General features: G+C 73.5%; 25 protein-coding genes. 16 read left to right on the top strand and 9 right to left on the bottom strand.

What is annotated here, in order from left to right; translation table 11 throughout:
• Nucleotides 1-3: 3 nt before the first annotated feature.
• Both C569_RS0115840 and C569_RS0115835 read right to left on the bottom strand, forming a co-directional pair.
• Entirely contained in the window at nt 4-666 is a 663-nt protein-coding gene (locus C569_RS0115840; protein ID WP_018786750.1) for a response regulator transcription factor, read from the bottom strand.
• Nucleotides 663-1,850, bottom strand: coding sequence for a sensor histidine kinase (locus C569_RS0115835; protein ID WP_018786749.1), 1,188 nt, complete (start codon nt 1,848-1,850; stop codon nt 663-665). Before C569_RS0115835 ends, C569_RS0115840 begins: the two co-directional genes overlap by 4 nt.
• 170 nt (nt 1,851-2,020) lie before the next feature.
• On the opposite strand from C569_RS0115835, the gene C569_RS0115830 reads away from it, so the two are divergent.
• On the top strand, nt 2,021-2,587 hold the full coding sequence (locus tag C569_RS0115830) for a DUF1772 domain-containing protein (protein ID WP_026268216.1): 567 nt from the start codon (nt 2,021-2,023) through the stop codon (nt 2,585-2,587).
• On the top strand, nt 2,584-3,057 hold the full coding sequence (locus C569_RS0115825; RefSeq protein WP_018786747.1) for a hypothetical protein: 474 nt from the start codon (nt 2,584-2,586) through the stop codon (nt 3,055-3,057). The genes C569_RS0115830 and C569_RS0115825 overlap by 4 nt, the downstream gene beginning before the upstream one ends.
• Nucleotides 3,058-3,082: 25 nt before the next feature.
• On the opposite strand, the gene C569_RS0115820 is transcribed toward C569_RS0115825, so the two are convergent.
• From C569_RS0115820 to C569_RS0115805, 4 genes are all read right to left on the bottom strand, one after another.
• Nucleotides 3,083-6,157, bottom strand: a complete 3,075-nt coding sequence (locus C569_RS0115820; RefSeq protein WP_018786746.1) for a DUF3427 domain-containing protein — start codon at nt 6,155-6,157, stop codon at nt 3,083-3,085.
• Nucleotides 6,158-6,250: 93 nt separating this feature from the next.
• On the bottom strand, nt 6,251-6,796 hold the full coding sequence (locus C569_RS0115815; RefSeq protein ID WP_018786745.1) for a GNAT family N-acetyltransferase: 546 nt from the start codon (nt 6,794-6,796) through the stop codon (nt 6,251-6,253).
• Between the two features lie 44 nt (nt 6,797-6,840).
• Nucleotides 6,841-7,740, bottom strand: a complete 900-nt coding sequence (locus C569_RS0115810; RefSeq protein WP_026268215.1) for an aminoglycoside phosphotransferase family protein — start codon at nt 7,738-7,740, stop codon at nt 6,841-6,843.
• Nucleotides 7,737-8,993 (bottom strand): helix-turn-helix domain-containing protein, encoded by a 1,257-nt coding sequence (locus C569_RS0115805; protein ID WP_231394805.1) that lies wholly within the window; start codon nt 8,991-8,993, stop codon nt 7,737-7,739. Before C569_RS0115805 ends, C569_RS0115810 begins: the two co-directional genes overlap by 4 nt.
• Before the next feature lie 493 nt (nt 8,994-9,486).
• Between C569_RS0115805 and C569_RS0115800 the strand changes: the two genes are divergently transcribed.
• From C569_RS0115800 to C569_RS0115785, 4 genes are all read left to right on the top strand, one after another.
• Nucleotides 9,487-9,708: a hypothetical protein gene (locus tag C569_RS0115800; protein WP_018786742.1), complete on the top strand. Its 222-nt coding sequence runs from the start codon at nt 9,487-9,489 to the stop codon at nt 9,706-9,708.
• A complete protein-coding gene (locus tag C569_RS0115795; RefSeq protein WP_018786741.1) occupies nt 9,705-9,947 on the top strand; it encodes a DivIVA domain-containing protein in 243 nt (80 codons plus the stop codon). The genes C569_RS0115800 and C569_RS0115795 overlap by 4 nt, the downstream gene beginning before the upstream one ends.
• Nucleotides 9,940-10,194: a hypothetical protein gene (locus tag C569_RS0115790; protein WP_018786740.1), complete on the top strand. Its 255-nt coding sequence runs from the start codon at nt 9,940-9,942 to the stop codon at nt 10,192-10,194. The genes C569_RS0115795 and C569_RS0115790 overlap by 8 nt, the downstream gene beginning before the upstream one ends.
• Before the next feature lie 141 nt (nt 10,195-10,335).
• Complete coding sequence (locus tag C569_RS0115785) at nt 10,336-11,163, top strand: SAM-dependent methyltransferase (RefSeq protein ID WP_018786739.1); 828 nt, start codon at nt 10,336-10,338, stop codon at nt 11,161-11,163.
• A gap of 32 nt (nt 11,164-11,195) precedes the next feature.
• Here C569_RS0115785 and C569_RS0115780 read toward each other — a convergent pair whose 3' ends face one another.
• Nucleotides 11,196-11,801, bottom strand: coding sequence for a hypothetical protein (locus C569_RS0115780; RefSeq protein ID WP_018786738.1), 606 nt, complete (start codon nt 11,799-11,801; stop codon nt 11,196-11,198).
• Between the two features lie 107 nt (nt 11,802-11,908).
• On the opposite strand from C569_RS0115780, the gene C569_RS0115775 reads away from it, so the two are divergent.
• The 10 genes from C569_RS0115775 to C569_RS0115725 all read left to right on the top strand — a co-directional run bounded on the left by C569_RS0115775 (nt 11,909) and on the right by C569_RS0115725 (nt 21,860).
• Nucleotides 11,909-13,201: an AAA family ATPase gene (locus C569_RS0115775; RefSeq protein ID WP_018786737.1), complete on the top strand. Its 1,293-nt coding sequence runs from the start codon at nt 11,909-11,911 to the stop codon at nt 13,199-13,201.
• Between the two features lie 76 nt (nt 13,202-13,277).
• The gene (locus tag C569_RS0115770) at nt 13,278-13,532 is read left to right on the top strand and encodes a hypothetical protein (protein WP_026268214.1); all 255 of its coding nucleotides are present in this window, start codon (nt 13,278-13,280) and stop codon (nt 13,530-13,532) included.
• A 67-nt stretch (nt 13,533-13,599) separates the two neighbouring features.
• The gene (locus C569_RS0115765) at nt 13,600-13,905 is read left to right on the top strand and encodes a DUF6403 family protein (protein ID WP_018786735.1); all 306 of its coding nucleotides are present in this window, start codon (nt 13,600-13,602) and stop codon (nt 13,903-13,905) included.
• Nucleotides 13,902-15,251, top strand: a complete 1,350-nt coding sequence (locus tag C569_RS0115760; protein ID WP_026268213.1) for a hypothetical protein — start codon at nt 13,902-13,904, stop codon at nt 15,249-15,251. Before C569_RS0115765 ends, C569_RS0115760 begins: the two co-directional genes overlap by 4 nt.
• On the top strand, nt 15,248-16,360 hold the full coding sequence (locus tag C569_RS30375) for a hypothetical protein (protein WP_231394804.1): 1,113 nt from the start codon (nt 15,248-15,250) through the stop codon (nt 16,358-16,360). The genes C569_RS0115760 and C569_RS30375 overlap by 4 nt, the downstream gene beginning before the upstream one ends.
• 187 nt (nt 16,361-16,547) lie before the next feature.
• On the top strand, nt 16,548-16,934 hold the full coding sequence (locus tag C569_RS0115745; RefSeq protein ID WP_018786731.1) for a hypothetical protein: 387 nt from the start codon (nt 16,548-16,550) through the stop codon (nt 16,932-16,934).
• A 157-nt stretch (nt 16,935-17,091) separates the two neighbouring features.
• Nucleotides 17,092-17,805 (top strand): hypothetical protein, encoded by a 714-nt coding sequence (locus C569_RS0115740; RefSeq protein WP_018786730.1) that lies wholly within the window; start codon nt 17,092-17,094, stop codon nt 17,803-17,805.
• Nucleotides 17,806-17,818: 13 nt separating this feature from the next.
• Nucleotides 17,819-18,079, top strand: coding sequence for a hypothetical protein (locus tag C569_RS0115735; RefSeq protein WP_013284305.1), 261 nt, complete (start codon nt 17,819-17,821; stop codon nt 18,077-18,079).
• Entirely contained in the window at nt 18,076-18,483 is a 408-nt protein-coding gene (locus C569_RS0115730) for a hypothetical protein (RefSeq protein WP_018786729.1), read from the top strand. Before C569_RS0115735 ends, C569_RS0115730 begins: the two co-directional genes overlap by 4 nt.
• Nucleotides 18,484-18,527: 44 nt before the next feature.
• Nucleotides 18,528-21,860 carry an AAA family ATPase gene (locus C569_RS0115725; protein ID WP_018786728.1) on the top strand — a complete coding sequence of 1,111 codons (3,333 nt, stop codon included), beginning with the start codon at nt 18,528-18,530 and terminating at the stop codon, nt 21,858-21,860.
• Between the two features lie 43 nt (nt 21,861-21,903).
• Here the strand turns inward: C569_RS0115725 and C569_RS0115720 are convergent, their stop codons facing one another.
• Together C569_RS0115720 and C569_RS0115715 are read right to left on the bottom strand one after the other, a co-directional pair.
• Nucleotides 21,904-22,758, bottom strand: a complete 855-nt coding sequence (locus tag C569_RS0115720) for an ABC transporter permease (RefSeq protein ID WP_018786727.1) — start codon at nt 22,756-22,758, stop codon at nt 21,904-21,906.
• Nucleotides 22,755-23,768 (bottom strand): daunorubicin resistance protein DrrA family ABC transporter ATP-binding protein, encoded by a 1,014-nt coding sequence (locus C569_RS0115715; protein ID WP_018786726.1) that lies wholly within the window; start codon nt 23,766-23,768, stop codon nt 22,755-22,757. Before C569_RS0115715 ends, C569_RS0115720 begins: the two co-directional genes overlap by 4 nt.
• Between the last annotated feature and the right edge of the window lie 185 nt (nt 23,769-23,953).

The following is a 23,953-nucleotide window of genomic DNA, read 5'->3' as shown; positions in this document are numbered from 1 at the left end:
GCCTCACTGCTCGCCGGGACGGACCAGCCCGCTCTCGTACGCGATCACGACGAGCTGCGCCCGGTCGCGGGCGTTCAGCTTCTGGAGCAGCCGGCTCACGTAGGTGCGGGCGGTGTCAGGGCTCAGGAACAACGCCTGCCCGATCTCCGTGTTCGACCGTCCGGCGCCCACCTGCGCCAGCACGTCCCGTTCCCGGGTGGTCAGTCCGGCGAGCCGCCCCGGATCGGCCACCGGCGAGCGGGCCGCTGCGGCGAGCACCCGCCGGGTCACGGCGGGGGAGAGCAGGGCGTCGCCACCGGCCACCGTCCGGACCGCGTCCCGCAGCGCGTCGGGCGGGGTGTCCTTGAGGAGGAAACCGGCCGCCCCGGCGCGGATCGCCTCGAACAGGTACTCGTCGTCGTCGAACGTGGTCAGCATGACCACCTGTACGCCGTCCAGTGTGGGGTCGGTCAGGATCCGCCGGGTCGCCTCCAACCCGTCCCCGCCGGGCATCCGTACGTCCATCAGCACGATGTCGGGCCGCTGCTGCCGCACCACCGAGAGTCCGCTGCCGCCGTCGCCGGCCTCGCCCACGACCTCGATGTCCGACGCCCGGTCGAGCAGGGCGCGCAGGCCGGTGCGGACCAGGTGCTGGTCGTCGACGAGGACGACGCGGATCGGGTTCACGCGGCCACCCCCGCGAGCGGCAGGTGGACCGACACCCGGAAGCCGCCGCTACCGCCGGTTGCCCTGCCTCCGGTTGCCCCGGTGCCGCCGGTTGCGGCGGTGCCGGTCTCGACGGTGCCGCCCAGCAGCGCCACCCGCTCGGCCATGCCGCGCAGGCCCTGGCCCGTCCCGTACCCGGCGGGCGGCCCGCCGCGGCCGTCGTCCACCACCTCCAGCGCCAGCCGACCGGGCGTGGCGCGCACAGCCACGGTGACCCGGGTCGCGTCGGCGTGGCGCAGGACGTTCGTCAACGCCTCCTGCACGACCCGGTAGACGGTGCTGCCCACCACCGCGGGCAGCGTGTCCACCGGACCCTCGATCCGCAGGTCCACGACCAGCCCGCCCCGGCGTACGCCGTCCACGAGCGCCGGGAGCCGGTCGAAGCCGGGGACCGGTTCTCGTGGCCCGGGCTCGCGGCGCAGCGTGCCGAGCGTCGCCCGCAGCTCCGCCATCGCGCTGCCGCTCACCGACCGGATCGCTGCGAGCGCGTTGTCCGCCTGCGCCGGATCGCTGTCGGCGAGCGCCTCCCGGGCGACTGCCGACTGCAACGTGATCACCGACATCGTGTGCCCGAGCGTGTCGTGCACCTCCCGGGCGATGCGCAGCCGTTCCGCCTCGACCTGGCGGGCCGCCTCCCGATGGCGTTCCTCGTCCGCCGCGACCGCCTGGCGGACCAGCGCCGCCCGCAGCGACCTGCGGTTGCGTACCGCGTCACCGAGGGCGATGACGGCGAGCAGCAACGCCGCCTCGGAGCCGAGTTCCGTACCCACTACCACAGCGACGTCGTCGCCCTCGACCAGCCGGGCGGCCACCGACACGGCCAGCAGGCTTCCGGCCACCACGGCGGCCGGGACGACACGCCCGCGTTCGGACACCCGGTAGAGGACTGCGGCGGCCGGGGCGGCCACCCCGACCGGCGGCAGGTCCAGCGCGTAGTACCCGAGGATCACGACCGCCGTGGCGACCAGCGCCGGCAGTGGCCGTCGCCTGGCGTACAGCACCAGCCCGCCGAGCACCGCGCCGACCACGACCGCGAGCGCCGCACCGCCGGGCGCGGGCCGGTCGGCCGCCACGGCCACCACGACCAGGCCGAGCGTGGCCGCCGCGAGCAGCGCGTCGGCGCGGGTGGGCGAGGTGTCGGGCACGCCTTCGAGCCTAGGTCCGCACGGACCCGCACCGCTGTCGTCCGCAGGCGTCAGGGTCGACCCCGAGGCGTACGCCGAGAAGCGACATCCGGTCGCGCGGCCACGCGGACGACGGCGGAGGACGGCCGGCCTAGCGTCGATGGCGTCCCCGAAACGTGAGGAGCACCCTCGTGGTACGCACAAGACTGACCTGGATCGCCCTTATTGTCATGGTATGGGCGTCGATGATGTCGTTCGGCGGGGTCGCCGCCGAGACCGTCATGCTCTACCCGAACATCTTCAACGATGCGCCCGCCTCACTCGACCGGGCCCGCGAGTTCCTCGTCCACGGCGGCCCGCACGACTACTTCCCGCCGCTCGGCGCCTCGGTGATCCTGAGCAGCATCGCCGCCACGCTGCTCACCTGGCGCGACCGCCGGCTGCGCTGGTGGGTCGCCGGCGCCACGGCCGTGTTCGTCGTCTGCGAGTTCCTGTTCTCCGCCGTCTTTTTCTGGCCGCGCAACGAGATCATGTTCGTCGACCCGCCCGGCACGCACTCCGCCGAGTATCTGCGTCAGGTCGCCGCCGAGTTCGTCGCCGGTCACTGGGTGCGCTTCGCCGGAGGTGCGGTGACGGCTGCGCTGGCGTTCGTCGCGCTGCTTCGCTTCGTGCGTTCGACCGCGTCCGTTCCGGCTCCCGCGTCGGCTCCGGTGCCGGCCTCGGCGCCTGACTCCGGGTCGGCGGAGGTGACACGATGAGCGCGGGTCGCCGTACCCTCGGCTTCTCCTGGCCGGCGCTGGTCGCGCTCGCCGCGCTGGCCGCCCCGCGCGTGGCGCTGCACGACCTGGACGTGGTGCCGGAAGGCACCGTCGTGGCCGCGCTGCTCGCGGTCGGGCCGCCGCTGTGCTGGGTGGCCGCCGTGCTGTGGCGGCGTCCGCCGCGACCGTTCCTGACGATGGTGGTGATCGGGGTGCTGTACGGGGTGTTCCTGGCGTCCGGCCACCAGGCGTTCTGGGACTCGTCGCTGGGGATGGACGCGCCGGGGCTGGCCGGGCTGGAGCCGGGGGCGCGGGAGGCGTTGCTGCGAGGTGCGGCGGTGATGTCGAGCCTGGTCACCGGCACGATGGTCGGGGTGGTCGCCGGTGGGGTGGCGGTGCTGCTCGGCCGGGTGCTGCCCGCGCCGACCCGACGTGGTGACCAGGTCGGCGGCTCTCGCCCGCCAGCCTGATCAGCGGGCGGACGGGAGCCGCCGCTCAGGCGGCGATCGCGCGGGCTGCGGCGTACATGTCGGCGGGCAGCGGATGCCGCAGCTCCCAGAGGATCCGCATGGGCCGGTCGCCGCTGTGCTCCCGGTATGTCATCGGTCCCGCGTACAGGTACGGCGGTGCGCCCAGATCACGGTCGGCGATCTTGGTCTCGCGGACGAACAGGTGCACCGTTGAGCCCTGCGCGACGTGGTCGACGTACCGCTGGCCGGTCGACGAGCCCGACGACGTGGTGCTCTGCGACTCCCACTGGAACAGCTTGTCCGTGATGGCGCGGTCGGCGTACATGGTGGTGGGGGAGTAGTGCTCCTCGGACTTGACGAGCGTGACGAAGAACAGGTCCGCGCGCTCGTCGGGCAGCCACTTCACGCCCTCGCGCAGCGAGCCCGGACTGGCCATGCCGAAGGCCGCGCACGCCTCGTTCCGGCTGTAGCGGGCGTGCACCCGCAGAGGTACCCGGCCCGACGCGGGCGATTCGGTGACCCGGTGGATGCGGTCGCGCAGCACGTCGGCGACCTGTCGCAGCTCGGCGCAGCGCGCCGGTTCCGCCCACAGCCGCTCGAGCCGGGCGTCGCGTTCGGTCAGCGGCACCGACGGCCCCCACAGGCTGAAGTGCAGCATGTCGAGCAGCCGCCCGGTGGCCGGTAGCTGACCGGCTGCGACCCGAGAGATCAAATCCAGCCGATCGACATCGTCGGTGTGCAGCATCCGCCCGATGGCCCGGCCCAGATCGCGGTCGTCCGGACCGCCCTCTGCCGGGTCGAGACCGGCGAGACGCCGAAGCCCGGCCCAGCCGCCGATGGTCGCCGAGCGGTAGACGTCCTCGATCTCCAGGCCGGTCTCGCGCAGGAAGCCGGACAGGCTCACGTCACCGAGCTGCCGCAGCTCCGCCACCAGCGCGCTCTTCGAGGTGGGCAGAGCCGACTTCAGGTTGGCGAGCACGATCTCCTTCGCCACCCGGTCCAGCTCGATGTGGCAGCCGCTGGGCAGCGAGGGGAAGTCCTCCCGGACGGCGGCTTCGACCGCCCGCCGGCTGACCCCGGCAAGCGCCCGCCAGCGCAGGTCGAATCGGAAGTTCGCGTGCTGGCCGCCGATGAGGTCGAGCACGGTCAGGCACGGCTTGTCGTCGTCCAGCCGCAGCCCCCGGCCGAGCTGCTGGAGGAAGATCGTGGCGCTCTCGGTGGGACGCAGCATGAGGATGGTGTCCACCATCGGCAGGTCGACACCCTCGTTGAACAGGTCGACTGTGAAGAGCACCTTCAGCTCACGCTTGCGGAAGCGGTCGATCAGCGCGTGGCGATCCGCCCGGTCGACAGTCGACGTGATGGCCGCGGACCGCACCCCGTGCTCGGTGAACCAGTCGGCCATGAACTCCGCGTGCCCGATGCTGACGCAGAAGCCGAGCCCGCGCATCCGCCCGACATCGGCGATCCGCCGGACCGCGTGCAGGATCAACCGCGCCCGAGCGTGGTTGCCGGTGTAGACGCCGTCCAGCTCGGCCTTGTCGTACCCCTGCCCGCGCTTCCACCGCACCCGCGCCAGGTCCACGTCATCGTGCAACCCGAAGTACTGGAACGGTGCCAGCAACTGCCGTTCGAGGGCCTCCCACAGGTGTAACTCCACCGACGCGTGGCCGTCGAACCACCGGCGCACGTCACCGCCGTCACCCCGCTCAGGTGTCGCGGTCAGACCCAGGAGTACGCGCGGCCGAAGCCGCTCCAGCAACGCCGTGTAGGTCGGTGCCTCGGCGTGGTGGAACTCGTCGACGATCACCATGTCGTACGCCTCGGGGTCGATCTCCTGCCGGTGCAGCGACTGGATCGATGCGAAGACGTGCTTCCACCCCTGCGGCCGGTCGCCGCCCACGAACGTCTCACCGAACGTGCCGTCGCCCATGACCTGGCGGAACACCGACCGGCTCTGCCGCAGGATCTGCTCCTGGTGAGCGACGAAGAGCAGCGAATCGACATGACCGGCACGCCGGAGCCTGCGGTAGTCGAGCGCCGCCACCACCGTCTTACCGGTACCGGTCGCCATCACCACCAGGTTGCGCCAGCGGCCGTGCACCAGCCGCTCGGCGTCGAGGTCGTCAAGGACCTCCTGCTGGTACGGGAACGGCCGCACGTCCAGGTTCGCGATCTCGGTCGGAGCGTCGTCGGCGCGTTCTCGTCTCAACGCGATGCGCAGGCGCTCGGCATCGGTCGCCGAGTCGTAGCTCTCGAACGCCGAGTCGTTCCAGTAGTCGGCGAACGTCGCCTCGAACGTGTCGATGACGTGCGGCTGCTCCAGGTTCGAGATACGGACGTTCCACTCCACGCCGTCGACAAGCGCGGCCTTCGACAGATTCGACGAACCGACGTACGCGGTGGTGGTCCCGTTGTTCCGCCGGAACAGCCACGCCTTGGCGTGCAGGCGGGTGGTCCGAGTCTCGTAGGACACCTTTATCTCGGCACCCAGCTCGGCGAGCCGATCCAGCGCCCGCTGATCGGTGGCGCCCATGTACGTCGTCGTGATGACCCGTACCCGGCCACCTCGGGCGACCAGCTCGGTGATCGCTGGCTCGATGATGCGCAGACCGTGCCACTTGATGAAAGCGCAGATCAGGTCCACCTCGTCCGCCGACGCCATCTCGTGGCTGACCTCATGGCCGATGCGCGGCTGGTGCCGGCCGTTGACCAGGAGCGCGCCGGTGGAAAGCGGCGTCGAGGGGCGGATCGGGAAGACCGGTGCGGCCGGTGGTGCAGGCGGGGCGGCGATGGCGTGCAACAGACGTTGAGCGTCCGCCACCTGGTCGTCGGTGGTGACGGCACGAGGCTCGGCCTGAGCGATGTGCGCGGCGATCCGGTTCGCCAGGTCGACCTGCCGGGCCAGCTTGCTCTCGCCCCCGCCGACGCCGAGTAGCGCCCGCCGTGCGAGGCCCGCGATGTGCCGGGCGAGTACGTCATGTGCGTCGGCGGAATCCAGCTTCGCGTCCCGGACGAGGGCGCTGTCGACGCGGCTGAGCTGCGTCGCAAGCTTCTCCGTGATCAGGTGTTCGTAGATGCCCTGTTCAAGATCCCCCACGGTGGCAAGCTAGCCGGGCGGAAGCCGGCGGGGTAGGTGTCAGGAGCTTCGTCCTACCGCCTGTCAGATCATCGACACCAGACGCGTTGCCCATCACCGGCTCGACGCAATCGCTTTGATGCGGACCTCGAACAGAGGCGCGCCTTCCCGTGTCGGCTGGAGCCACCCGGCCGGTTGCCAACCCCAGGAGTCGTACGCCTGCTGGGCGGCGGCGTTGTCGGGCCGTACGAGCAGCGTGGCCCTCTGTTCCCGCCGGGTGCTCAGGAGCCGGTCGTGGAGCGCCCGGGCGATACCCCGGCGTTGCCACGATCGCCGCACCAGCAATTCGCAGACTGCGAACGTCCGGTGCCCGTTCTCGTCCGTGAAGCCGTCCGGCACCGGCTCGTGGATGCCGTCCCACCAACGCGTAGCGGCTCCGAGCGGGAAGCCGTAGACGTAGCCGACCAGCTCGTCGTCGACCCTGGCCGTCACCAGTTCCCAGCCTTCCCGGGGCATGTGCGCCGCGAGCTGCCGCTCGTACCGCTCGGCCGTGTAGCGCGGGCCGTCGTCGGCGTGCGCGTCGAGGTAAACGTCCACAAGCTGCTCCACCATGCCCTCGGCCTCTGCTGCGGTCTGGTGGCGTAGTCGCAGATCCAGCACGAGGACAGGATCCCACCGGGCAGCAGTTGCCCGTCCGGGGACTCTCAGACGAGATCAGCGAACGGTTTCCAACGTCGACCGTGGTCGCCCTGTGCGACCGACGTCATTCGGTTGGCGAATTCGGCCGCCACGCTCGCCGAACTCGCGAGAAGCGGCGTGGCGGCAGCGATCATCTTGAGCTCGCGCGCTTCCCGTAGAAGCGGCCAGTCGCGGTCGGACGTCACGTCGTACCCGTAGGCTTCGGCGAGCGCACGATGCGACCCACTGGTCCCGAAGCGCGCCTCGCCCACGGCAACCGCTGCCAGGTCCACCTGCCAGGGCCCGAGACAGGTAGCGTCGAAGTCGCAGAGCAGGATGCCGCCCAAAGCATCCCGGAGCAGGTTGCCGACGTGCGCGTCCCCGTGGATGAGCGACTGCTCGACGCGTTGGTTGAGGTCGGCTACCCGGGGCTCCAAGCGGTCGCACCACGCGGCCAGGTAGTCGTGGTCCTCTGCGCTCAACCCGTCGGCATCCGCCAGGCGTCGGCGCGCGTCCCCGATCGGATCCCAGCTTGCCAGCGGGAAGAGTGGGGGTTCGAGCGCATGAAACCGCCGCAGCGCCGAGCCGAGGTCATCCACCGTCGGAGCAGGGGCGGTGGGTGGCACATAGGTCCACACCGAGGCCGCCAAGTCACCGACCGCAACCGGCTGCGTCACGCCAGGCGCCAGCCGGATCGTGGGCGCCCCCAGTTGGGCGAACCATTGCGCCAGTCGAACGACCTTCTGCACCCGGTCCCGAAGTCGGTGCGTTCGTGCGATCCGGATGACGAGCCCGGATGCGGGCAACGCGAACACGGCGTTGTTGGTCAGCCGCAGGAGGCGGGCATCCTCGGTCGACGCCTCAAGTCCGCTGGCGATCTCCCGCATTGCTCGGGTCATCGCCTCTTCCGAGAACCGCCCGCTCATACCGTGGCCGCAGCTCGTACGGTGAGCGTCCGTTCGAATCCGGCAACGACGGGAAGGTGGCGGTGCCGGCCGAGATCACGGCGCAGATTGACCACTCGATCGACCACTCGACGGGAACTCAACGCACGAGACTTCTCGACCACGCGCATGCCGACAGCGACCGCCCGCTCGGGCTCATCGGTGAGGAAGAGCGCGCTGCACAAGCCGACCTCGTTCAGGACCATGCTGCGGACGTTCGCCGGGCCGAAGGCGACGATCGCCTCTTCGACGCTGCGCACCGCCTGTGTCGCGTGCGTTCCGGCCTGCCGGGCCATGTCGCGGTAGACGCGACCGTACTGGGCTAGCAGTTCGCCACGGTCGTAGAAGGCCATCCAGGTCGGCTCACGCTCGGGATCCACACGTTCGAACTGATCAGTCGCCCGACCGAGGACGGTCAGGGCGCTCCGGTGGTCGCCGAGTGCGGCTGTCGAGGCGGCCTCCGCGCCCCAGAGCAGCGCCCGCACCGCCGGGGTTGCCCGCGAGCCCAACTCTGAGTGGGCCAGCCTCAGCGCGGCCAGAGCATCCTCGTTGTGCCGAAGGTGTTGTAGCTGCTTGGCCTGCGAGTAGCGGATCAGGGCGGCCAGCGGGGCATCGTCAGCGGACATCGCGGCCCGCTCGCCGGCGGCGAAATGCCGTTGAGCGTCCGCGTGCCGACCGGCGTCCAGCGCGGTCCAGCCGGCCAGCTGACGCGCCGCCGCGACCGCCGCGACCAGGCGGGGTGTCAGCCCGGGCGCGTGCGACCAGTCGAGCATTCTGTACACCGACTCCGCGAACCGCGCGACCTCGCGATAGAGCAGGCCACCACCGCATTCGTAGTCGACCGACCGGTAGAGCTCCAGGATCGCGTTCAGCCGAGAAACGTCCGCGCTGCCGAGACAACGGGGCCGGGGCTGCTCAGCGCCCCCGACCAGCCCGGCTCCGGCCGACACCGCTGCGATGCCGGCCAGGAGGGTTCGCCGGCCCAGGTCCGGTGTCGCGCGGATCCCGTCGGCCGGAGCACCGGCCGGGGAGCCTGGACCGACTGCAAACCAGAGAGACCCCGGCGGGACGCGGAGCACTGTCGCCCAGTGCGCCAGCCGATCGAGATGCACCAGGGCTGGCCCGTTCTCGATCCGGCTCAACTGCGCCTGCGTGATCCCCAGCCACCCCGCGACGATGCTCTGCGGCAGCGGGCTCCGCCCGTGGTACGGGTGATGCCGGTACGCCCGGATCACCTGCCCGAGATGCCGCCGCGCCAGCGCCGTCCGTACCGGTTCATGGTCCCAGAACGAGTCGGGTACGGCGGGCGGCGTGCTGAGGCGGTCGCGTTCGGCGGCCTGGCAGGGCGCGCAGCGTCCCGTGTCGTTGTCGCGCGCCAGGCGGCCGCCGCAGCGGGGGCAGTTCGCGGGTGTCACCGGCAACCTCGCCGTTCGCGGAGAACCTGTGTCCGAAGTCGAGCCTAGCCATTCAACCCTTGCCGGAGCGGACCGGTATACGCACCGTGCATATCGCCCGGTGTTCCGTGGCGATGACCGAGCGTATGCGGCGTGTGCATGCCGGCCACGATCATCGGGGCATGCACTTCCTGCCGAGAAGGACTGAAGGTCGGCGCATGGCCCGGGGCGGGTGCCGGGCTCCGGCGGCACCGCGTCCCCCGATCGCGGGCTCCCGCCGACCCCGCCCGCCCCGGCGCCACTTCACCAGACCCGACCCCGGAGGTGCCTGCCGATGTCCGCCGTACTCGCCGACTTCCCCGTCCACACCCCGGTCACCGACGAGGAGCTGCTCGTCGCCGCGCTGGCCGTGCGCGTACACGTGCCCGAGCACTGGCCGCAGGGGCCGCTGTGCCGCAGCGAGCGCGTCCCGTACCCCTGCCGGCTGGCCCGGTGGGGGAGGGCGACGCTCGCCGCGGCCGGGCTGCCCGACGGGGCCGTGGTGGTGGTCCCGTGATCTGGGTGACCGGGGAGCGGGTGCAGGCGTACCAGGTGCGCAGCGCCGTGTTCGACACCCGCTGGCGCGGGCTGGACCCGGCGCAGGTGCACGACTACCTGCGCCGGGTCGCCGACGAGATGGACCGGCTGCACCGGGAGCTGACCACTGCGCGCACCGAGTCGGAGCGGGTCCGCCAGGCATTGCGCCAGTGGCAGTCCCGCCACAACGGCTGCCGGCGACGCGGCCACGATGACTGAGCCGCGCTGGATCATTCACCTGCCGACCACGCTGACCTGCCGGGACGTCGCCGCCGAACTGGCCGCCGCGCTCGCCCGGTCGCTCGGGCACCTGGACGCAGTCGACTTCGGCGAGACGACGCTCAGCGAGGAGGACGCTCAGCACCTGCGGTACCGGGTCTGGTGTGACGTACGGCTGCCCGGCGGCGGGCGCTGCGGCCATCGGGATGGTCACGGCGGGTCGTGCGGGGCGACGGAGCCACGATGACTTCGGCGTGTCGGTCGATGAGCGTCCGGGTGACGGGCCGGTCCGATGGGAGCGGTCCCAAGCAGGGCGACGATCCACACCGTACGGTCGCTACACTCCCCCGAAAACACCCGGAACCGCCCACGGACTCTGGAGAAGCCTGTGACCCGCGACAAGGCCGCACCGCCCGGAATCGACGTCACCGTTCCCAGCGTGGCCCGGGTCTACGACTACTTCCTGGGCGGCAAGGACAACTTTGAGGTCGACCGGAGGGTCGCCGAGCACGCGCTGCGGATCACGCCGGACGGACCGGCCGCCGGTCAGGCGAACCGGGCGTTCCTGCGCCGGGTGATCCGTCACCTCGTGACCGAGGCGGGCATCGACCAGTTCCTCGACGTCGGGTCGGGGCTGCCGACCCAGGGCAACGTGCACGAGGTCGCCGTCGAGCACAACCCGGCCGCCCGGGTGGTGTACGTGGACAACGACCCGATCGTCCTGGCGCACGGGCGGGCGCTGCTCGCCGCGGAGGGCACCGCGACGGTGATCCAGGCCGACGTGCGGGAACCGGAGGAGATCCTCAACGACCTTGACGTGCGCCGGTTCCTCGACTTCGACCGCCCGATCGGGCTGCTGCTGTTCGCGATCCTGCACCACATCGGCGACGACGAGGACCCGCGATCGGTCGCGGCGGCGCTGATCGACGCGATGCCGTCCGGCAGTTACGTCGCGATCTCGCACTTCCGTGACCCGGGAGAGCGGGATCCGGAGGGCTCCCGCAAGGCCCGCGAGGTCGAGCGGGTGTTCAACGAGTCGCTCGGCACCGGCCGCTGGCGTACCGATGAGGAGATTCTCGCGTTCGCCGACGGGCTGACGCTGCTGGAGCCGGGCCTGGTGCCGCTGGCCGAGTGGCGTCCGGACCCGGACGCCCCCGCCCCGCAGCAGACCGACACCTACCACACCTTCGTCGGCCTGCTCGCCCGCAAACCCTAGGCGGTACGAGACCGTAGGTGGGTGCGGACACCTCAGCCGGGCTCCTCCTCGCCCTTTTCGGGCCGTCCCGACGCGGCGGGCAGGTCCCGCAGGAACGCGTCGACCCGGACGCGGTCGTAACCGTGCGCGACGAGCGGCAACTCGGCCAGGGCGAGTTCCACCTCTGCCTTCGCACTCAGGCGCCCCAGGAAATCCTCCGACCGCAGCGCCTCCCGGCCCTTCTGTACAAGGGCGTCGACGGCAGCCCGGTCGTATCCGAGGGCTTCGACCGGGAAGCGGGCTGAGTCGAAAGGCTGCCGGACGAGCTGGCGGTGGTCGGTGAAGCGGCTGCCGCCGTACCGGGGGAGGGCATCGGCCACCTGGTCCGTCTTCTCCCGGACGTCGTGCAGTTCGAGCAGGAGCAGGCAGGGCCGGTCGTCAAACGGGCTGCGGTGGGTCAGCGGGACGTCGAGCGTCGACCCGGGTGCGGGTACGAGCAGCGGCAACGGCGACGGCATCCGCTTGCCGGCCAGCACCGGAGGCGGCTGGTACAGGACCAGGTGTTCGATCTCCGCCCAGGGCAGCAGCCGGGGAAGGTCCGTCGTCCCGCCTGCGATTCCCCCGTCGTCCCTGACCGGGAGTGTGGCAGCCGGGCGCAAGGTGATCGATGGGCGGTGATCTGCCTGGCGTCGCCGCGCGGTCCTGCCCGGGGGCGTGTTAAGAAGGGGCCCCGCCTCTACCGGAGACGTTAAAAGGGGGCCCTTCCTTGCACGAAGCGGAGCAGGTGATCCAGCGGGTGCTGCGGGATCTGCGCGACGGCACGCACCGCGGCGTCGTCGTGGACTCGCCTCCCGGCGCCGGGAAGTCGACCCTCGTCGTCCGTGCCGCGGTCGAGACCGCCGCGACCGGTGACCCGCTGATGATCGTGGCGCAGACCAACGAGCAGGTGGACGACCTCATCGACCGGCTCGGCCGCAGGGCGCCGGAGTTGCGCGTCGGGCGGCTCTCCGCCACCGACTACCGACCCACCGAGCGGGTCACCGGCCACCCGGCGGTCCGGGTCGCGGCGAAGGTCGCCGACCTGGGTGGCCCGGCGGTCACCATCGGTACGGCGGCCAAGTGGGCCACTGTCACCGAGGGGAGCTGGCCGTGGGCGATCGTGGACGAGGCGTACCAGATGCGCGCCGATGCGCTGCTGCGCGTGGCGGCACGGTTCGAGCGGGCCCTGTTCGTCGGAGACCCCGGTCAGCTCGATCCGTTCAGCACCGTGGAGACGTTCCGCTGGACCGGGCTGACCTGGGATCCGATGCAGTCGGCGGTGGCCACGCTGCTGCGGCACAACCCGGAGCTGCCGGTGCACCGGCTGCCGGTGTCGTGGCGGCTGCCCGACTCGGCCGCCCCGGTGGTGTCCGCCGCGTTCTACCCGTTCACCGGGTTCCGCGCCGGTACCGGGCCGGCGGACCGGGCGCTGACGTTCACCGAGCCCGGCGTGGGTGACGCCTACGACGCCTCGGTCGAACTGGCCGCCGCCACCGGCTGGGCGTTGCACGAGCTGCCCGCCCGGCACACCGTGCGTACCGATGGAGAAGCGGCCACGGCCTGCGCGGAGCTGGCGCTGCGGGTGCTGCGGCGCGGCGCGGTCGCGGTGAGCGAGGCCGCGCCCGGCGGTGCGCCGGTCACCGCGGAGCGGATCGCCGTCGGGGCCGCGCACCGCGACCAGGTCGCGGCCATCCGGTCCCGGCTGGGCGCGGCCGGGGCGGGCATCACGGTGGACACCGCCAACCGGCTCCAGGGCCGGGAGTACGACGTGACGATCGTGCTGCACCCGCTCTCCGGGCGACGTGACGCCACCGCGTTCCACCTGGAGTCGGGACGGCTGTGCGTGCTGGCTTCGCGGCACCGGCACGCCTGCGTGGTGGTGGCGCGGGCCGGGATCGGTGAGCTGCTCGACGCCTATCCGTCGACCGAGCGGGTGCACCTGGACGTGCCGGTGAAGTTCCCGGACGGCTGGGAGGCCAACCAGACGGTGCTGACCCACCTCGATGCCCACCGGGCGTGACGAGAGGGCCGTGGCGGCATGGTCGGCGGACCGTTCGGATCTTCCGGCGGTCCCGGCCGGTGGGCACGATGGCCGGATGCACCCTCACGATCCCTATCAGCAGGATCCGTACCCGCAGCAGCCGTACCAGCACCAGCCGTACCCGCAGCAGCCGTACTATCCGCCGCCGGCGTTCGTGGAGCAGCCGAGCGAGGGGACGGGCAGGTGGGCGATCGTCCTGTGGGTCATGGTGCCGGCGCTGCTGGTGATCCTGTGCTGCGCCGGATGTGTCGTCTCCGGGTTCGCGGGCGGGTTCATGGAGGGCTTCAACGAGGGCTACTCGTCGTCGTAGGTGCGGGCCGGTGGTACGCCGCCGCCCTCGGTGCGCGGGGCTGGCGGCGGTGCGTTAGACAGAGATCATGACCGCGAGCGTGCTGCAGTGGCTGGGCGGGGGTGCGGTGGCGGTGGCCGCCGGCTTCCTCGCCGTGTCGTTGCCCCGGCGCCGTGCCCGGGCCGAGGGCCGGCGGGTCGCCTGGTCGTCGGCGCGGGCGGCGATCCACGACGCCACGGTCAGCCGGGACGCGTCCCCGGCGGCGGTGCCGGAGGCCGAGCGTCTGCTGGCCCGCGCCGAGCTGCTCGCCGCCGCGGGCGGCGGCGCCGACGCGGCCCGCGCGGCGGCTGAGCACGCCCGCCGCGCCGACGGGCTGTGGCGGGCCGGGCGATGACGAGGGTACGCCGGGAGCTGCTGCGCTGGTCGCTGCTGGCCGCCGCGGCGGCGGTGCTCGTGGTGTTCCTGGTGGCGCAGCGGCAGAGCGTGGAGGTCAGCTACGGGCGTTCCCCGTCGACCGCCGCGCTGCCGGAGGGCTCGGCCGGGGAGTTGAGCGACGCGAGCGTGCCCTCGGTCGAGGAGATGACCGCGCTGGTCGCGGCCGATCCGGTGGTCCGGCTGCCGGGCGCTGTCGCGCGCTGGGACGAGCGACGGGTCCGGGCCGCCATCGGTGACCGGGCTACCCGCATCCTGGTCGCCCCGCCCGGTCTGGACGAGGCCGAACGCCGGCGGGTGAGGGACGTGGAGAGCGCCGAGATCCGGATCGTCGGCACCGAGGTCAGCGGTGGCCCGTACGGGGCCTCCCCGGACGACCTGCCGGGCTGGCGGGCCCGGTTCGCCACCGCCGACGTGACCGGCCCGCTGCTCACGCTGCTGGCGACGCTGCACGACCAGCCGGTCCCGCCGGACGGCGACGACCTGCGGTGGCGGGAACCGACCGGCCCGGAGCTGGCCCCGGTGGTCACCGCGCTGCGCGCCACCGGCCGGTACGTGGGCACCGGCGCCACGCTGCCCCGGCTGCCGGAGAAGGCGGCGGTCGCCGCGTTCCCGGACGGCGCCTGGTTCGTGGTGCTGCCCGTCCAGCCGTACGGGGAGCCGCTGCCCGCGTACGGGCCGGCGCTGCACCGGCTCGCCCCGGATCAGCCGCTGGTGGTGATGTACGGCGACTGGATCGAGTACCACGGTCCGGGCGCGGCGTCGTTCGCCGAGGTCGCCGCCGCGAGCTTCTACGCCCAGTTCGGCGGGCGGCTCGGCCGTTACGCCTATCCCCAGCAGAACGTGCTCGGCGCGTATCTGGCCCAGGTCACCGACGTGCGGTACGCGGGGCTGTTCGACCGCCCGCTGCCGTACCGGCCGTTCGACCCGCTGCGGGTGGCGTTGCCGGCGCTGCCCTGGATCTTCGCCGGGTGCGTGGCGGGTTTCGTGGTGCTGTCGATCCGTACCGTGCGGGGGTCCGGCCGCCGTCCGGCCGACGTCGGTCCGGGTGGCACGCCGGCCCGGCTGGCCGGGCTCTCCGCGCTGGCGGTGGAGTTGTCGCTGCTCACCGACGCGCGCAGTGACCCGGCGCTGGTCCGGGGTGTGGGCCGGTTGCGGGCGGCCCGGGACGCCTTCGACGACGGGCTGCCGGACCGGCACGTACGCGAACTGCTGGCCGACGCGGCGGCCGAGCTGGACGACGTGGCCCGGGACGTGCGGATGCCCGGCTACCGGCCGGACGTCTACCTGCGGGCGAGGCTGTCGTGAGCCGCGTCGCGACCCGTCCCGATCGGGCGGCGGCCCGTCGTGGCGTGGCGGCGACCGGCCCGGGCCGGCTGTTCGGCCGCCTGGTCGGCACCGCGTTCGGCCGGGCGGTGCTCGCCTGCCTGGCGCTGGCCGGCTGGGCGCTGTGGACCGGCGGCGTCCTGGACGGGCCGGTGGCCCGGCAGGTACGCGGCTCCTCGGTCTACGCGGCGCCCGGCGTGGACCTGGACCGGACCGCCGCCGAGCGGGTCGTCGGCAACCGGCGACTCGTGGTGCTGATCATGGAGCCGGGCGCCGACCTGCGGGAGGCGTGCGACGACACCGAGCGCGCCACCCAGGGCACGCTGGTGCTGGCGATGAGCCGCGACGGCGAGGACTGGGACACGTACGGCTGCTCCCGCCTGGGCGGCGACGGCCCGCGTGACCTCGGCCGGGCCGTGGTCGTCGAGACCACGATCGGCCGGGGCGCCGACGCGTTCGTGGACCGGCCGGTCGAGGCGCTGAAGGTGATCGTGCTCAACTACGACCGGCTGGTGCGGGCCGGTCTGGTGCCGGACGGGGCTCGTACCATCAGCCCGTCGTTGCCCCGCTATCTGCTGGCCGGCGGCGCGGTGGCCGGGGTCGTGGCCGGCGCGGCGGTGCTCTGGTTCGGTGGGCGGCGGGCCGGTCGGCTGGCCGACGCGCGGCGGGCCGGGCGGGACGCGCGCGCCGACGAGCGGGCCGCGCTCGGTGCCGCCACAGCTGTCCTCGCCCAGCAGATCATCGACCTGGACGGGCGCGCCGGGCCGGTCGCACCGGCGTACCGGCGGCTGGCCGCCGACTACGTCGGTCTGCTCAACGAGGTGTCCGAGGTGGACGGCGACGCCGGGGCGCTGCGCCGGCTCCGGGAGCGGGTCGAGGAGCTGAGCGGCCGCGCGGCGGATCTCGCCGACGACGCGGCGTCCGGCCGGGGCGCGGACCGGGCGGGCGGCGGGAGGCCGGACAGGACGGGAGCCGGGAAGTCCGGCAGGCCGGCGACGGGGCGGCCGGACAAGGCTGCGGCCGGGAAGCCCGGCAAGGCGGCGGCCGGTGCGGCGGGGAGGGGCCGGGCGCGCGGACGGGGCCGGCGGTGATCCGCCGACCCCGTCGTCACGGCGTCGTCAGCGCTCGGCCCACCACCGAGGCGGCCGGCCAGCTGCCGGTGAAGACCTCGAGGAGGTGGCCGATCTCGTGCGTCTGGACCCGCACCGGGCCATGTTGATGGTGTAGCAGTCAACCGTGCGGTGAACTGACCGGGCTCGATCATCCGTACCCCTGGTCGTGCGGACCACGGAGCTGGTGACCTGTCCCCGCGAGCCTGCCGACCGGCTCGGCCCGGTCGCCGTGCGCGCGGCTGTGCACCGCTGGTTGCGGCTGATCGCGGCCGACGCGGAGCTGGCGCCGTACCTGATCGGGGTGGACCGCCGGTGGCTCGCCGCGCTGCTCGCCGCCCGGCTGGACGCGGCGCTGCGCGGGATGCGGCAGGGCCCGGACGACGGGCCAGGGGACGCCGGGCCGGTCCTCGGTGGACCACTGCGGTCGCCGCTGACCGGGGAGCAGTGCTGGCGCGTCCTGGACTACCTGGCCGCCGCGCTCTGGTCGCTCGACCTGCCCGCGGCGACTGTCGTGCACGCGCAACGGGCCGTGGCCGGGTTGCTCCGGGGCTGACCGTCCACCCCGGGTGTTGCGTGAACCGGGCACAGGAACCGTCGTTCACGCCGCCGGGTATCCCCGGCTTTCCTGTCGGCCTCCCGTCACACAGAGTGTTTTTCTGATCGCATCCGGTCGATACCGTCGGGCCACTGCCGTCGACGAAGGGCCGACGATGAACGACAACGGACAACCGCTCGACCGTCGGCGACTGCTCGCCGGCGCGGCGGCGGCCTCGGCGGTCACCGTGACCGGCCTGGCCGTCGCCTCCACCACCGGTGCCGCGGCGGCCGCTCCGAGCCGCCCCGCGACCCCGCTCGTCACCCGGGACCGCATCGCCGCCGCCGCGCTGCGCGCGCCCGACGGGTCCGCGCTCCCGATCGCCGTCCAGGGCGACTTCCACGCCCGGCTCGCCGCCTGGCTGGCGTTCTGGTCGGCGAACTCGCCGTCGGCCTGGAGCGTGCCGGTGCAGGTCGTCGCCCGGATCGAGGCGGCCGGCGACGCGCTGGTCCTGCACGCCATCCGGCACCGCCGCGACGACGAGCTGCACGCCGGCTTCGCCGCCGGCCGGCGGGACGCCACCCACCTGGCCACGCTGGCCAGCCTGCACCACCACTTCCCGAGCGTGCGGGTCCGCCCGGACGGCACGATCCGGGTCGCCGACGGACCCGCCGGGTTCACCGGCGCGGCCGAACAGGTCGCCTTCGCGGTCGCGGCCTGCCGCGAACTGTGGGGCGACGCGGCGGCGACCGCCGGCCGCTGGGCGGAACACGCCGCCCGGGTGCTCGCCCGCGCCGGGCACCGCACCGACGCCGCCTCGCACGCCGGCTGGGCGGCCTTCACCCGCACCAGCCTGCGTCGCGGGCTGGGCACCGAATCGTACGAGTGACCGGAGGAAGCACATGGCCCGCAACGAGTTCCGCTTCGTGGTCGACGGCGTCGACCTGAGCCCCGAGCAGCAGACCCTGATCGCCGCGGAGATCCAGAAGGCCGGCCTGGCCGCGCTGCGTACCGCCGACGCCAAGCTGACCAACCCGCTGACCGTCGGCCACGGCAACATCAAGCTGCGCCCCGAGTGGTACGGCCTCTGGGTCATCGACGGCCCGTTCGCCCAGGACCTCGGCCAGAAGATCAACGACATCGGGTTCTGGATCCAGCGGTGACCGACACCACCCGGCCGGCCGGCACGCCGGAGCGGATGTGCCCGAGCACCCCGGCGTCGAACGCCACTGTGTTCCTCGGCATGATCACTCCGGCGGGCCGGGTGGCCTACGTGACCCCTGCCGTACCGGCCGAGGTGGCGCTCGCCGGGCTCGGCGGCTCCGACGGGCCGATCGAGTCGCGCGCCCGGCTCGCCGGCCCGTGCGTCACCTCGTCCTGCGGCTTCTGGACCGGATCGCACTGCGGGCTGGGCGCCCGGATGGCCGCCTCGTACGCCGAGACCGCAGCGCCCGCCGAGGAGACGCTGCCGAAGTGCGCGATCCGGCGTACCTGCCGATGGTTCGCCGAGCAGGGGCCGGCCGCCTGCCCGGCGTGCGCGCACGTCGTCACCGACGCGCGACTCTGAACGCCCCCCTGTTTGTCGGACCCTTCGACTAGCGTCGTGAGGTCATGGAGCCGCGGTTCGGCGAACACATCATCGGGCGGGAGCATCCCGCCGCGCTGCTGCGCGCCGAGGTGGCCCGGCTGGTCGACAGCCACGGCGGTCTCGTCCTGGTCACCGGCGAGCCGGGTATCGGCAAGACCACGCTGGTCTCGGCCGCCGCCGACGAGGCCCGCCGCGGCGGAGCACTGGTGCTCGGCGCCGCCTGCTGGGACTCCGACACCGCCCCCGACTACTGGCCCTGGGTGCAGGTGTTGCGGCGGCTGGCCCGGTCCGCCGACGACCCGCCGGGGGTGCGGGAAGCGGCCGGTGCCGGCCTGGCCGCGCTGCTGGGCGAGCACCCGGCGGGCGGCACGATCGAGCCGGATGACGCGGCCGAGCCGGGTGACGCCGGGCGGGCCGAGTTCGACAGGCACGACGCGGTGACCGCCGCCCTGGTCGCCGTCGCCCAGCACCGGCCGGTCACCGTGGTCCTCGACGACCTGCACTGGGCCGACCCGGCGTCGCTGCGGCTGCTCCAGTTCGTCACCCAGCACGCGTGGTTCGAGCGGCTGCTGCTGATCGGCACCTACCGGGACGCCGAAGTCGAATCCGTCGAGCACCCGCTACGGCCGTGGCTGCTGCCGCTCACCGCCAAGGCCACCACCGTCACGCTCGCCGGGCTCGATCGCGCCGAGGTGGCCGCACTGATGGCCCGTACCGCCGGCCGGGAGCCCGCCGCGAGCCTGGTCGACGAGGTGCACCGGCGCACCGGCGGGAACCCGTTCTTCGTGGAGCAGACCGCCCGGCTGTGGCACACCCACGGCCTCACCGACACCGTCGCTCCCGGCGTACGGGAGGTGGTGCGCCGCCGGCTCGACCAACTGCCCGCCGGAGTGGTCGAGGCGCTCACGGTGGCCGCGGTGCTCGGCCGCGAGTTCGACGCAGGGACGCTCGCCGCCTGCGTACCCGCTCCGGTCGCGCAGGTCGACCGGCTGCTCGGCCGCGCCGCCGCGGCCCGGCTGGTGCTGCCCCGCGACGGCGGTCGCTTCGTCTTCGTGCACGACCTGGTCCGCGAGACGCTCTACGACGGGCTCGCCGAGGACGAACGGCGGGCCCGGCACGCGGCTGTGGTCCGGGCCGTCGACCGGTCGGACTCGCTCGCCGGCGCGCTCAGCCCGGCCCACCTGGCCCGGCACGCCTGGCTGGCCGGCGCCGAGCTGGAGCCGGAACGCGCCGGTGACCTGCTGCTGGCCGCCGCCCGCGACGCCGGGGGCCGGATCGCCGTGGACGAGTCGGTACGCCACTACCGGCGCGCGCTGGAACTGACCGGCCAGCCCGGCCGGCGGGTCCGGGTGCTGCTGGAACTGGCCGGGCTGCTGCACCACGCCGGCCCGCCCGCCGAGGTCGAGCGGCTGCTGGCCGAGGCCGCCGCGCTGGCCCGGGAGCTGCCCGATCCCGGCGCGCTGACCCGGGTGGCGCTGATCGCGCACCGGCAGCACTCCGCCACCCGCCGCCGGCTCGACGCCACCGAGCTGGTCCGCGAGGCGTACCGGCGGTTGATCGCGGAACCGGACCCGGAGCGGCCGGTACGCGCGCTGGTCACCGACCTGATCACGGCGACCGAGACGCTCGCCCGGCACGGCCGCGACGACGAGGCGCTCACCTTCAGCCTGTGGGCCCGCCACGACACCACCTGGGGGCTCGGCACCGCGCAGGAGCGGGCCGTGGTCACCGCCGAGATCCGCGAGGTGGCCCGCCGCGGCGGCGACCGGGAGACCGAGCTGTGGGCCACGGCGCTGCGCTGGGTCGCGTTGCTGGAGCTGGGCGATCCGGGCTACCGGCACGAGCTGGCCGCGTTCGTGACCGGCGCGCAACGCGGCGACGTGGCCCGGCAGCGGGTGGCGGCGATCGCGGACACCGCCATCATCGCCGCCTTCCAGGGCGACCTCGCCGCCGCCGAGGCGGGCTTCGCCGAGGCGGAGAGCTACCGCGAGCCGGGGCACTCCGACCACGCGTTCATGACGCACCACCTGCGCTGGTCGATTCTGCTGCTGTACGGCCGTCTCGCCGAGGCCGAGGCGGTGCTCGACCGGGTGGGCACCGGGCACCCGCAGGCTGAGCTGCTCCGGGCGATCACCGCGGCCGAGCGCGGCGACGCGGCCACGGTGCTGCGGCTCACCGCCGCGATCGAGGCCGCGGGCACCGCGTACCCCCGGTCGGTGTCGCCGTTGTGGCTGCGCCTGCGGGCGCAGGCGGCGGCGGTGGACGGCGACCCGGCGCGGTGCGCGGCGGTGCGGGCCGACCTGACCCCGCACCGCGGGCAGTGGACGGCGGCGTTGTTCGGCTGCGACATCGGCGGCCCGGTCGACCTGTGGCTGGCCGTGGTGGAGGCGGCCGAGGGCCGGTGGGACGACGCGATCGACTGTTACACGGCGGCCCGGGAGGCCGCGGACCGCCTGGGCGCCCGGCCCTGGTCGGTGCTGGCACGGGCCGGGCTGGTGGGCGCGCTCGCCGGACGCGACGGGCCGGGCGACGCGGCCGAGGCGTGGCGGCTGCGGGCCGAGACGGTGGTCGAGGCGCGGACGCTGGGCATGCTTCAGGTGGTGGACCGGCTGGCCGCGACGGATCCCGCCCCGGCGGCGGCGTCCGCCCTGGTCGCGCCGGTGGCGGTCCGGCTCGGCGCGGGCGCTCCGGCTCTGGTCACCGCGTCGTCGCCGGCGGGCCGCCGCGCCGCGTCGGGTCTGTCCCGCGCGGGTGTGGTCCACGGGAACGCGCGGCCGCCGGACCCCGGCGTGGCAGGTGCGGACGTGGTCCGGCCGGAGTTCCGGCGGGACGGGCCGGTGTGGCGCCTCGCGTACGACGGCGTCGTGGTGCACCTGCCCGACGCCAAAGGGCTGCACGACCTGCGGCTGCTGCTGAGCCAGCCTGGCACGGACGTGCCCGCCGTCGAGCTGCTCGACCCGGCGGCCGGCCCGGAACTCGTCGCCGCGCGCCGCCTCGGCGCCGATCCGGTGCTCGACGACGAGGCGAAGGCCCGCTACCGTCGGCGCCTGCGGCGGCTCGACGACGAGATCGACCGGGCCGCGGTGCGTGACGACGGGCGGCGGCTGGCGGAGCTGGACGCCGAGCGCGCGGCGCTGCTCGACCAGTTGCGGGCCGCCGCCGGCCTGGCCGGGCGCAGCCGGCGTCTCGGCGACCAGGCGGAACGGGCACGCAAGGCGGTGACCGGGCGGATCCGCGACACCCTGCGCCGCATCGACGAGCGGCATCCGGCGCTCGCCGCCCACCTGCGCGAGTCGGTCACCACCGGCGGCGCCTGCCGCTACCGGCCGGCCGAGCCGGTGCCCTGGCGGCTCTGACCGGCGAGGTGGCGGGGCCGCGCGGCCCCGCCACCGTGTCACGTCAGCGCCGGTTGTAGCGGTACATGGTCAGCGTGCCGAACACGACCACGAAGAGGGCGCTCCAGAGCAGCATCCACATGGTGCTCGGGCCGTCCATCGAGCCGGCCATCGCCGCGCGGACCGAGGTGACGAGCTGGGTGATCGGGTTGACCTTGACGAACGCCTGCAGCCAGCCGGGCATGGTGGACGGGTCGACGAACACGTTGCTCAGGAACGTCAGCGGGAACAGCACCATCATGCTGGTCCCCATCACCGACTTCTCACTGCGCAACACCAGACCGAAGAACGTCCACACCCAGGAGAACGCGAACGAGAAGACCACCAGCAGGCCGATCCCGGCCAGCACCCCGAACAGCCCACCGTCGGGACGGAAGCCGAGCACCACACCCACGGTGAGGATGACCACGGCGGCCAGGACGTAGCGCAGCACGTCACCGAAGATCATCCCGACGAGCGCCGCCGGCCGCCAGACCGGCAGCGTGCGGATCCGGTCGAAGACGCCCTTCTCGATGTCGCTGTTCAGCCCGACCCCGGTGTACATGGTGATCATCACGACGCTCGTGACCATGATGCCGGGCAGGAAGAACTGGAGGTACGCACGCGGGCTGTCGGCGAGCGCGCCACCGAACAGGTACGTGAACATCAGCACCATGATGATCGGGAACGCGGTCACATCGAACAGCTGCTCCGGCACGTGCTTGATCTTCAGCAGCGCACGCCAGCCGAACGTCAGCGACGCCGACAGCGCGCTGGGCCGGGTCGGCCGCTCCGCCGGGGCGAGCACAGTGGCCAGCGCCTCGGCGGACGGCATGTAGACGGACGGCGCCCGCCCGGTGGTGATCGCGGTGTCGCTCATCGCGCCGCCTCCAGTTCGTCGTCCCGCTCGTCCGCCGGGACGGCCGGGTGGTCGGTCAGGGCCAGGAAGACCTCGTCCAGGCTGGGCTGGCCGAGGGAGAAGTCGTCCACCACGATGCCGGCGGCGGCCAGCTCGCCGAGCGCCCGCGCCGCCTGCGTACCGGCCTCCAGGTCGGTGCCGTGCTCGCCGACGCGCGCGGTCAGTGCCGCCGGGTCCGCGGCGAGCTGCACCGGTACGCCCAGCGACGCCCGCAGCACCTGCTCGGCCTGCGGCCGCTGCTCCGGATCGCGCAGCCGGATGTGGACGCTGCCCGCGCCGATCGACGCCTTCAACTCGCCCGGGGTGCCCTCCGCGATCACCCGGCCGTGGTCGACCACAGCGATCCGGCCGGCGAGCTGGTCCGCCTCGTCCAGGTACTGCGTGGTCAGCAGCACCGTCGTGCCGTACGCCACCACCGCCCGCACGATCGCCCACACCTGGTTGCGGCTGCGCGGGTCCAGCCCGGTGGTCGGCTCGTCGAGGAACAACAGGTCCGGGGTGTTGAGGATGCTCGCCGCGATGTCGATGCGCCGCCGCATCCCGCCGGAGTACTTCTTCACCTGCCGTCCCGCCGCCTCGGTCAGCCCGAACGCGGCGAGCAGCTGCTCGGCCCGGTCCCGGGCGGCTACCCGGCCCAGCCCGAGCAGCCGGCCCAGCAGGACCAGGTTCTCCGCCCCGGTCAGGTCCTCGTCCAGCGAGGCGTACTGGCCGGTCAGGCTCACCCGGGAGCGCACCGCGTCGGCGTCACGCACCACGTCGTGCCCGAAGACCCGGGCCGTGCCGCCGTCCGGGCGCAACAGCGTCGCCAGCACCCGTACGGCGGTGGTCTTCCCGGCGCCGTTCGGGCCCAGTACGCCGTACACGGTGCCGGCGGGAACCCGCAGGTCCAGCCCGTCGAGTGCCCGGGTCGAACCGAAGGACCGGACCAGGCCCTCGGCCTCGACGGCCAGGCCGGTGTTCCGGTTGCTCATGAATCGCTACCTCTCGTCGTCGATGTCCTCGACAGGCGGCGTGCCGCCAGACCGATCGCCTGTTTCAACGAGGCCGGCAAGCTGTGGTGGTGTGCCGGCCTCACCCCGAAGGCGCCAGACGGCCCGCCAGATCCGATCTGGCGGTGGCGATTCCGTCGACCTGCACGGGCCGGGTGGCGTGTCGG

This window comes from Micromonospora sp. CNB394 (assembly GCF_000374985.1).
Lineage (GTDB): Bacteria > Actinomycetota > Actinomycetes > Mycobacteriales > Micromonosporaceae > Micromonospora > Micromonospora marina.
Note: the sequence above shows the minus strand (reverse complement) of the source record. Positions and strands in the feature narration are given on the sequence as shown.